1 protein-coding gene is annotated in these 1,312 nt (G+C 40.5%); it reads right to left on the bottom strand.

Going from position 1 to position 1,312, the window contains the following annotated elements; all coding sequences use genetic code 11:
• Positions 1–112: 112 nt before the first annotated feature.
• Positions 113–727 (bottom strand): hypothetical protein, encoded by a 615-nt coding sequence (locus BUA16_RS18155; RefSeq protein ID WP_072766114.1) that lies wholly within the window; start codon positions 725–727, stop codon positions 113–115.
• Positions 728–1,312 lie beyond the last annotated feature (585 nt).

Here is a 1,312-nt window from a genome sequence, read left to right on the forward strand (position 1 = left end):
TAAAAAGTACTTGATTTGAACGAAAATTAAAATAGGGCAGGGATAGGGAAAAATAAAAGCACAACATATTCATAACTTGATAACAAGATAACTCGATAACTCCATAACAGTTTTACAAATCCGTAAGCATAAACCTGATGACTGCCTGGTAGTTGCCTGCTTGAACGAGGGAAAAGTTGTCTTTTTGTTCTAGGGTATAGGTGAGTCGGACCCCATTGGCACCATCCCCGGTATAGACGCTTTTAATGTCTTTTACCAAGGTCACTTCTACTCCGGCGGCATTGCTGCTGCCTAGTGCCACTCCCCCTGGGGTAACGTTACCGCCCGAAGTTTCGCTGCCGCCCCCTTGTACTATCCTAGGCGTTTCGGCCGTAACCCTTAAATCGAGTCCCGCCGGAAAGGAGCTTTCTGGCTCTAGTTGAACCGTAATTTCTCGAGATGGCTGGTAGCCATTGGCTTCGTCGCCTACCACACTGGTATAGTTAAGCCATATATCGCCATAGCTGACATTGGTTAGGTTGTATTGTCCGGCTTCGGTATTGTTGTCGTTGCTTACATTTAGGTTCACCACATCGACATTGCTGCCTGTTTGTCCGTTATAAATATCGAGCAGGGCAATTTCTGGAATGGTGATGTTTATATTGTGAGAAGCGGAAGAACGATCGTTCTGTGCGCTTAGAAAAGGCAAGTAAGAAACTAAAAATATTATGAAGATTGACTTTTTCATCGTTGTGGTTTTTGGGGCTTCTAATAGCTGTTTTGCGTCATAAAATCCTGTGCAGCTATTTTGGCGAAGCCTAGTAAAGCTATAAAAAAATCGAATACCATCGACAAAAGGACATTTTTATTCGATGAAATGCATTATTTGGGTAAAACTAGAGGTTTTTTAGAAGCTGGTTTTGATGATTTTTGGTAGGCTTGGTCTTCTTTAGTACGTTTATTTTGTCCTGTTTTTTGATTCTATACCGTAAAAAACAGGGGGATTGTTAGCAAAATTATGACTGTTTGAAGGGGTTGCTTGTTTTTTTGATGGGGGAGGGGGATTTGATAATGTACCAATTGGTTAATGTAACAATTAATTAATGTACCAATGAAAAAATTTGGGGATTGTCTTAGTTGAGGGGCATTTGGGTTTTTAATGATCTGGGTGGGATTGTAGACACATAGTTCTTTTCTTATTTTAAAGAATAGTTCTAGCAAGCCTAAGCATTCCGTCTGTTCATTTTTTCCATTGATGAAAAAACGAACCAAAAAAATCTAGGCTGATTTTAATGTTCTAAAAATCTACGCACTTTGCACGCCGCACCGCCCA

Origin of the sequence: Arenibacter nanhaiticus, from assembly GCF_900141935.1 — a bacterium.
Classification (GTDB): Bacteria; Bacteroidota; Bacteroidia; order Flavobacteriales; family Flavobacteriaceae; genus Arenibacter; species Arenibacter nanhaiticus.

Coding starts and splice junctions, on each gene's coding strand:
- BUA16_RS18155 (WP_072766114.1), bottom strand. CDS start 727: ATGAAAAAGTCAATCTTCATAATATTTTTAGTTTCTTACTTGCCTTTT.